Annotated in this window: 9 protein-coding genes and 1 pseudogene; 3 read left to right on the top strand and 7 right to left on the bottom strand. The window is 69.9% G+C overall.

Annotation, left to right across the window (positions count from 1 at the left end; all coding sequences use genetic code 11):
* Positions 1-206, top strand: a pseudogene (locus AB7U92_RS17590) (chromate transporter); the annotation flags it as partial.
* A gap of 8 nt (positions 207-214) precedes the next feature.
* On the opposite strand, the gene AB7U92_RS17585 reads toward AB7U92_RS17590, so the two are convergent.
* From AB7U92_RS17585 to rlmB, 4 genes are all read right to left on the bottom strand, one after another.
* A complete protein-coding gene (locus tag AB7U92_RS17585; RefSeq protein WP_428579756.1) occupies positions 215-664 on the bottom strand; it encodes a hypothetical protein in 450 nt (149 codons plus the stop codon).
* A 116-nt stretch (positions 665-780) separates the two neighbouring features.
* The gene (gene upp, locus AB7U92_RS17580) at positions 781-1407 is read right to left on the bottom strand and encodes a uracil phosphoribosyltransferase (protein ID WP_428579754.1); all 627 of its coding nucleotides are present in this window, start codon (positions 1405-1407) and stop codon (positions 781-783) included.
* 49 nt (positions 1408-1456) lie between these two features.
* A complete protein-coding gene (locus tag AB7U92_RS17575; RefSeq protein WP_428579751.1) occupies positions 1457-2203 on the bottom strand; it encodes an SIR2 family NAD-dependent protein deacylase in 747 nt (248 codons plus the stop codon).
* Complete coding sequence (rlmB, locus tag AB7U92_RS17570) at positions 2196-2936, bottom strand: 23S rRNA (guanosine(2251)-2'-O)-methyltransferase RlmB (protein ID WP_428579748.1); 741 nt, start codon at positions 2934-2936, stop codon at positions 2196-2198. The genes AB7U92_RS17575 and rlmB overlap by 8 nt, the downstream gene beginning before the upstream one ends.
* Positions 2937-2958: 22 nt before the next feature.
* Between rlmB and thrH the strand changes: the two genes are divergently transcribed.
* A complete protein-coding gene (thrH, locus tag AB7U92_RS17565; RefSeq protein ID WP_428579745.1) occupies positions 2959-3573 on the top strand; it encodes a bifunctional phosphoserine phosphatase/homoserine phosphotransferase ThrH in 615 nt (204 codons plus the stop codon).
* A gap of 3 nt (positions 3574-3576) precedes the next feature.
* Here thrH and AB7U92_RS17560 read toward each other — a convergent pair whose 3' ends face one another.
* On the bottom strand, positions 3577-4293 hold the full coding sequence (locus AB7U92_RS17560; RefSeq protein WP_428579742.1) for a DUF1624 domain-containing protein: 717 nt from the start codon (positions 4291-4293) through the stop codon (positions 3577-3579).
* A 77-nt stretch (positions 4294-4370) separates the two neighbouring features.
* Between AB7U92_RS17560 and AB7U92_RS17555 the strand changes: the two genes are divergently transcribed.
* Positions 4371-6194, top strand: a complete 1824-nt coding sequence (locus AB7U92_RS17555; RefSeq protein ID WP_428579739.1) for an ATP-binding protein — start codon at positions 4371-4373, stop codon at positions 6192-6194.
* A 13-nt stretch (positions 6195-6207) separates the two neighbouring features.
* Here AB7U92_RS17555 and AB7U92_RS17550 read toward each other — a convergent pair whose 3' ends face one another.
* Entirely contained in the window at positions 6208-7197 is a 990-nt protein-coding gene (locus AB7U92_RS17550; protein WP_428579736.1) for a crotonase/enoyl-CoA hydratase family protein, read from the bottom strand.
* The coding region (locus AB7U92_RS17545; RefSeq protein WP_428579733.1) for an iron-containing redox enzyme family protein at positions 7194-7764 on the bottom strand (571 nt) is incomplete at its 5' end. The genes AB7U92_RS17545 and AB7U92_RS17550, both read right to left, overlap by 4 nt.

Raw genomic sequence — 7764 nt, 5'->3', positions numbered from 1 at the left:
TCGCTGCCGGCATGGCGCCGCTCACGTTGGGCCTGCTGCTGGCCACCGGCTGGGTGCTGGCCGAGCCCTTCGTTCGCTCGCCCGACCAGCGCTGGGGCGCGCTGGCGCTCATCGCCATCACCATCGTCACGATGCTTCGCACGAAGACCAGCCCGATCTGGCTGGTGGGGTTCGGCGCCGTGGTGGGGGCCCTGGGCGGGCTCTAGGGACGCGCTCAGGCGAGCGCGCGGTCGAGCAGCTCGGGAAGCTCAGCCAGTTCGTCGGCGACGAGCTCGGGCAGCCCGTCCCAGCCGGAGTCGAGCGATTGCGGCACCAGCACGTCGGCGCCGCCATCGGCGCTGCGCACCACCTGCACCGACAGCGGCACGTCGGGTGCCGAATCGGCGGATGCCATCAGCACCGGCGTGCCGCCCACGGCAGAGGCGAGCACGATCACCGGGCCCTGCTGGCCGACGCGCGCCAGCACCTGCAGGCCGCGCGCCTCGGCCGCCGCCTCGATGCGGCGCAGCGTCTCGCCGACGCTGTAGGGGCTGTGGCGCAGCATTCGCATCGAACCGGCCAACCGCCCGGTGTCGAGCACGCCGCGGCCGGCGCACAGCGCCGCCATCACGACCGCCAGACTGCCGGTCATCCAGAGCCGGAAGGGAGTGCGCAGGGTCTTCATGCCATCACCCTATCCGGCCGGCGTGTCAGCTTCAAGAAGACCAAGGCGACAGCATGTAAAGAATGGCACGCCGCCGGATGGCAGAACGCCGGCCGGCGCTCCGGGCCGGGCTCCGATCACTTGGTACCGAAGATCTTGTCGCCCGCGTCGCCCAGCCCGGGGATGATGTAACCGAGCTCGTTGAGGTGGCTGTCGACCGCCGCCGTCCAGCAGCGCACGTCCGGGTGCGCTTGCTGCAATGCGGCAATGCCCTCCGGCGCCGCCACCAGCACCAGCGCACGCACGTCCTTGCAGCCGCGGCGCTTGAGCAGGTCGATGGTGGCGATCATCGAGCCGGCGGTGGCCAGCATCGGGTCGACGATCAGCGCGGTGCGTTCGTCGAGGTGGCCGACGAATTTCTCGAAGTAGTGCTCGGGCTGCAGCGTCTCGTGGTTGCGCGACAGGCCGACCACGCTGACCTTGGCGCTCGGGATCATGTCGAGCACGCCGTCGAGCATGCCCAGGCCGGCACGCAGGATGGGCACCACCGTCACCTTGCGGCCGGCGATGCGCTGCACCTCGGTCGGGCCGCTCCAGCAATCGATGGTGACGGCCTCGAGCGGGAAGTCGGCAGTGGCCTCGTAGGCCAGCAGCCGCGCCAGTTCATGGGTCAGCTCGCGGAACTTCTTGGTCGATATGTCGGCCTCGCGCAGGAGGCCGACCTTGTGCTTGACCAGCGGGTGGCGGACGTCGATGACGGGCATGGCGGGAAGGAGGTTCGGTCGATGGCGGCAGTCTAGCGGCCGCCGCCCCTCAACCGAACAGCCGCGGCAGCAGCTGCGCCGCGGTGCCACGCAGCACGACGTGCGCCTCGCCGTCGATCTCGCTGGCGTGCGGATTGACGATGGCCACGCGGGCGCCGCCGCGGCGAGCGGTGGCGGCCAGCCCGGCCGCGGGCCACACCGCGCCCGAGGTGCCGACCACCAGCATCACCTCGGCCGCTCGCGCCGCGCGCTCGGCCGCCTCGATCGCGCCGGGCGGCAGCATCTCGCCGAACCACACCACGCCGGGCCGAACGAGGTTGCCGCACTCCGCGCAGCGCGGCGGCCGGTCGATGCCGGCCGCGGCCGGATCGCAGGCGCGGCCTCGCCGGCACGGCTCCAGCCAGCGATCGGCCAGGATGTCGCCGTGCAGGCGGACCGTGTCGGCATTGCCGGCACGCTGGTGCAGGTCGTCGACGTTCTGCGACACCACCGTGAGCACGCCGGGCCGGCGCCGCGCGAAATCGCCCAGCGCCCGGTGCCCGGCGTTGGGTTGCGCCTGGCGCACGCCCTCGCGGCGTTCGGCGTACCAGTCCCAGACGAGTTGCGGGTCGGCGCGGAAACCCTCCTCGCTGGCCAGCCGCGCCGGGTCGAAGCGCGACCACAGGCCCGTCAAGGCGTCGCGGAAGGTGGCGATGCCGCTCTCGGCCGACATGCCTGCGCCGGTGAGCACGCAGACCCGCGAGGCCGCGGCGATGCGCTCGCGCAGGTCGCGGACCGGGTCGTCGAGTTCAGCCACGTCGCTCGCGCTGGCGCAGCGCCTCGTACAGGCAGATGCCCGAGGCCACCGAGACGTTGAGGCTCTCGACGGCGCCCTTCATCGGCAGGCGCACCAGCACGTCACAGGTCTTGCCGGTCAGCTGGCGCATGCCGCTGCCTTCGGCGCCGAGCACCAGCGCCACCGGGCCGGTGAGGTCGACGTCGTACAGCGACTGCTCGGCCTGGTCGGAAGTGCCGATCACGCGGATGTCGCGCTCCTTCAACTCGTTCAGCGTGCGCGCCAGGTTGGTGACCATGAAATACGGCACCGTCTCGGCCGCGCCGCTGGCCACCTTGGCCACGGTGGCGTTGATGCCCACCGCGTGGTCCTTGGGGGCGATCACCGCATGCGCGCCGGCGCCGTCGGCCACGCGCAGGCAGGCGCCGAGGTTGTGCGGGTCGGTGATGCCGTCGAGCACCAGCAGCAGCGGCGGGCCTTCCACCGCGTCGAGCGTGTCGTCGAGCGAGTGGCTCATCGCCACCGGCGCGACACGGGCCACCACGCCCTGGTGGCGGTGCGTGCCGCACAGCAGGCGCAGCCGCTCGTCGTCGCTGTCGACGATCTTCGCGCCGGCCTCCTTCGCACGCTCGACGAAGGCGCGCATGCGCTGGTCGCGCCGGGTGGCGTCGACGTGCACCTCGGTCACCGACTGCGGCGCAGTCTTCAGCCGCACGGTCACGGCATGGAAGCCGAACAGCACCTGTTTGCTCATCCGGGCATGGTAGCCTCCCCGCATGCAAGTCATCTGTCTCGACCTCGAAGGCGTGCTCGTTCCCGAGATCTGGATCGCCTTCTCGAAGCGCACCGGCATCCCCGAACTCTCGCGCACCACGCGCGACGAACCCGACTACGACAAGCTGATGCGCTTTCGCATCGGGCTGCTCAAGCAGCATGGGCTGAAGCTCGCCGACATCCAGGAGGTGATCGCCGGCATGGGCCCGATGGAAGGTGCGCGCGAGTTCCTCGACGACCTGCGCAGCCGCTATCAGGTGATGATTCTGTCGGACACCTTCTACGAGTTCGCGCAGCCGCTGATGCGTCAGCTCGGCTGGCCGACACTCCTGTGCCACCGGCTCGAGGTCGACGCCGAAGGGTTCGTCACCCGCCACGTGCTGCGCATGGCCGACCAGAAGCGTCACGCCGTCAATGCACTGCGTCTGCTGAACTTCCAGGTGATCGCGGCGGGCGACTCGTACAACGACACCGGCATGCTGATGTCGGCGCACGCCGGCTTCTTCATCCACCCGCCCGAGTCCATCGTGGCGCAGTTCCCGCAGTTCCCGGTGACGCGCAGCTACCCCGAGCTGAAGGCACACATCGACACGGCCGCTGCGGCGCTGCGCGGCTGAGCCTCAGCGGCGCAGCGCCACCACGAGCATCAGCGCGCCGATCAGCACCGGCTGGTGCACCCTGTAGAAGCTCAGGCTCCAGCGGCCGAGCACGGCCAGCGGCGCGGCGGCCGCGGGCAGCGCGTCGGCCAGCCAGCCGCGCCGCTGCGCCAGCACCCAGCGGCCGGTGGCCATGCCCCACAGCACCACGCCCAGCCAGGGCAGCACCGGCGCGAAGTCCTCCGTCACCGGCTTGCGCGTGACCAGGCCGACCCAGTTGGTCCAGCGCGTGTCGAAGAACGGGTGCTGCACGAGCTGCGGCAGCACGATGGCCGCCAGGCCGGCGATCCACAGCCCGCCCTTGAGCGGCGCGAGAAGGCGCGCCAGGATCAGCATCACCGCGATGCCGTGCAGGATGCCGAAGCTGATCCAGCTGCGCGGGAACATCAGCGAGGAGCCGATGCTGACCAGCACGGCGCAGCCGGCGATCTGCGCCCAGCGGCGCCAGAAGCGCTGCCAAGACTGGCCCTGCTCCAGCGCTACGGCCTGGCTGAGCCCCGCGCAGAACAGGAACAGCGTGACGATGCACGCACGCTGCACCGTCCACAGCGGATCGGTATAGAAGTTCTGGCGGATGAACCCGAAGTAGTTCAGGTCGTAGCAAAAGTGAAAGACGGCCATCCAGACGATGGCCACGCCGCGCAGGGCGTCCAGACGATCGAAGCGTTCCGCCAAAGCCACGGTATCGGGTCAAGTGTCGACTTTGGGACGATAGCGCATGCTCGTGCGGGTATCTGCGCAGTTATGCTGCGCGGCTGATGGCACAAGACCCATCCACCGACATCGCCGTCAAACGCGAGTTGCTCGATCTGGCGCTCCAGAACGCGGGTCGCAGCGTGACCGCGCTGCTGCTCGTGGTCGGCATCATCACCTGGTTCGGCATGCACGCGGAGCGGCATGCGGCAGCCGTCGCCTGCGCCAGCCTGGGCGTCCTGACCAGTGTCTGGCGCTGGTGGCTCTGGCACCGCTATCACCAGCAGGAACCGCTGTCCGAAGTCGAACTCCGCGCCGCCCAGCTGGGCCTGCAGGCCAACGCCGCCCTGGCCGGGGTGCTGTGGGTGGTGGCCACCGTGGGCGTGTATCCCTACCTCGAAGGCACGTTCGAGACGGCTTTCGTGATCATGGTCTCCGGCTCGGTCGCGGTGGCCGCCTACTTCATGCCGCTGGTGGGACGATCGTTCGCCCTGCTCACCGTGCCGCAGCTCGGATCGCTGGCCCTGGTGAACGCCGTCGGGCCCGGCCAGCGGTCGCTGCCGATCGCCTTCATGGTGGTGATCTTCGGCGTGACGATGTTCCGTGCCGCGCGCGAGTTCACGGCCATCACCACCCGCGCGGTCCGCCACGGCCTGGAAGCCGATGCCGCCAACGCCTCGCTGCAGCGCGCCAAGGCCATGGCGGAAGCCGCCAACGAATCGCTGCGCCGTGCCAAGGAGGCGGCCGATGCGGCGAACATGGCGAAGTCGCAGTTCCTCGCCACCATGAGCCACGAGATCCGCACGCCGATGAACGGCGTGCTCGGCGCACTGGAGCTGCTGCGCAGCTCGCGGCTCGACCCGCAGCAGCGCCGCCTCGTGAAGACCGCCGCGTCGTCGGGCGCCTCGCTGATGACCATCCTCAACGACGTGCTCGACCATTCCAAGATCGAAGCGGGCAAGCTCAACCTCGCTCGTGCGCCGCTGTCGCTGCACGCCACCGCCGCATCGGTGGTGGCGCTGTTCCGCGCCAACGCCGAGACCAAGGGGCTGGCCCTGGTGGTGGAGGTCGACCCGGAATCCGCCAACTGGGTGATCGGCGACGCGCAGCGCCTGAAGCAGGTGCTGCTCAACCTGGTGGGCAATGCGATCAAGTTCACCGAGCGCGGCGGCGTCTCGTTGCGCCTGCGGCCCGGCCGTGGCGCGCCGCAGCGGCCGGTGGTTCGCTTCGAGGTCGTCGACACCGGGATCGGCGTACCCGCCGAGGCGCAGGACCAGCTCTTCCAGCCCTTCCACCAGGTCGACGGTTCGCGCAGCCGCCGTACGGGCGGCACCGGGCTGGGCCTGGCGATCAGCCAGAAGATCATCGAGGCGATGGGTGGCCGCATCGCGCTGGAGAGCCAGCCCGGCCGAGGCTCGCGCTTCCACTTCGACCTGGCCTTCGATGCCGACCCGAACCCGCCCGAGGGCGACCCGGTCGACTCGGCGATGACGCCGCTGGACACCGTGCCCTCGCAGCTGTCGGGCACGGTGCTGGTCGTGGAGGACAACCCGGTGAACCGGGTGATTGCCGAGGAGATGCTGCAGTCGCTGGGCCTGGACTGCATCGAGGCGCAGGACGGCGCCGAGGCGCTCGACGTCCTGGCGCGTCGCTCCGTCGACCTGGTGCTGATGGACTGCCAGATGCCGGTGATGGATGGCTATACCGCCACCCAGCAGATCCGCGCCCGCGAGTTGCGCCAGCGGCTGCCGCGCACGCCGATCGTGGCGCTGACCGCCAACGCCTACGACGAGGATGCCGCCCACGCCATGGAGGCGGGCATGGACGCCCACCTCGCCAAGCCCTACACGCGCGACCAGCTCCGTGAAGTGATCGCGACGTGGCTTTGAGCGAACCTCGCGGCTAGAGCGCCCCCCAGGCCGTGAGGCCGGTTCCGCGCTCCTCGCCGAAGCCGGTGTTGCCGCCGCGCAGTTCGCCCCAGGCGGTGTCGAGCTCGATGCGCTTGATCTCCTCCACCGCGCCCTCCTCGGCCCCGCCGGCCTTGCGCACCTGGGCGCGGGCGAGGCGTTCCATCAGGCGCAGGTCGCGGGTGGTCAGCGTCAGCGCTGTCTCGGCCCAGAGGTCGACGGCGGCGACCAATGATTCGTAGGTGATCGGCGCCGCGACGCGCTGAGCGTTCAGCGCCGCCAGCGTGCCGCGCAGCTTGGGCTCGATGCTGCGCACCATCTCGAGCATCGCCTCTTCGCCGGTGCCATCGTCCACCACGAGGTCGACCAGGCTTCGGCGCAGCAACTGCTCGGCCGTGTAGAGGCGGCCACTGAGAATCATGTCGTTGGCGACGGCGAACCCGGCCTTGCGGATCGTGAACTGCCAGGCGCCCATGCCCGGAAACAGGTTGAACAGCACCTCCGGGAAGCCGGCCTGCGCGCTGCGCTCGAAGATCACCTTGTGAAAGGGCAGCACCGATTCGAGGCCGCCGCCGAGCGTATCGCCCTGCACCAGCACGGTGGTGTGCACGCCCCGACTGGCAGCCGTTTCCATCCACCAGACGAGGTCGATGCAGCGGCGGCCATACATCTTCAGCGAGTCGATGTCCTGGGCACGCACCAGCAGCACGAACAGCGCCAGGTCGCCACCGAAATTGAACACGCCGGCCACGTCGGAGCTGAGCACGAAGTGCCGGACAAGGCCCGGGTTCTCGGCGATGTCGTCGAGCATGCGCTGCAGCTCGGTCATGCCGGCCAGGCTGTAGCACTGGATCGGCTTGACGCAGGTGCGCACGCGCAGCATGCCGAGCTCCTCGGTCCATTCCAGCCGCAGGTACTTGTAAGGCCGCGCCAGCGCCGCCGGCAGACCGCCCGCCGCGGGGGCGCGAAGGGTGGAGGTCGTCATACCTGCTCGATGATGCGGGTGAAGTGATGGAAGTTGACGAGCGCCGTGTCGACGACGGCCTCGCGTGCGGGCGAATCCTCGATGGTGTTGAGCACCTGGCGCAGATCGGCCATGTGCTCGGCATCCATCGTCGCGTGCGAATTGATGAAGGACACGCCGCGCTCGCCCTCGAGCAGCAGTGCCTCCTTGATGGCCGAGGCGAACGGCCCGCCGTACACCGAGGCGATGACCTCCAGCGTGTAGAGCATGCCCAGCACCGAGCAGGGGTGCGAGCGGTCGGCCGCCCAGTAGTTGTAGCCCACCAGGGCCTGGGTGAAGGCCGAGGGCTTGTAGCCCACGGTATCCGACGCCGGCACGCCGACGGCCTCGAGGTCGTTGCGCACCCACTCCTCGTGGCCGGACTCCTCGTGCATGTGCTCGTAGAGGAAGTAGCGCACCTGCTTGTGGCTGTCGGCCAGCCGGCTGGCCGCCGCGGCGCTCACCGGGTTGAAATGCCAGACCACGTGGTACAGCTCCAGCAGCAGCGTGCGGTAGCGCGGCAGCGACATGCCCTTGGCCACCGCATCC

Origin of the sequence: Piscinibacter sp. (assembly GCF_050175855.1) — a bacterium.
GTDB lineage: Bacteria > Pseudomonadota > Gammaproteobacteria > Burkholderiales > Burkholderiaceae_C > Piscinibacter.
This window is presented reverse-complemented; position numbering and strand designations above follow the sequence as displayed.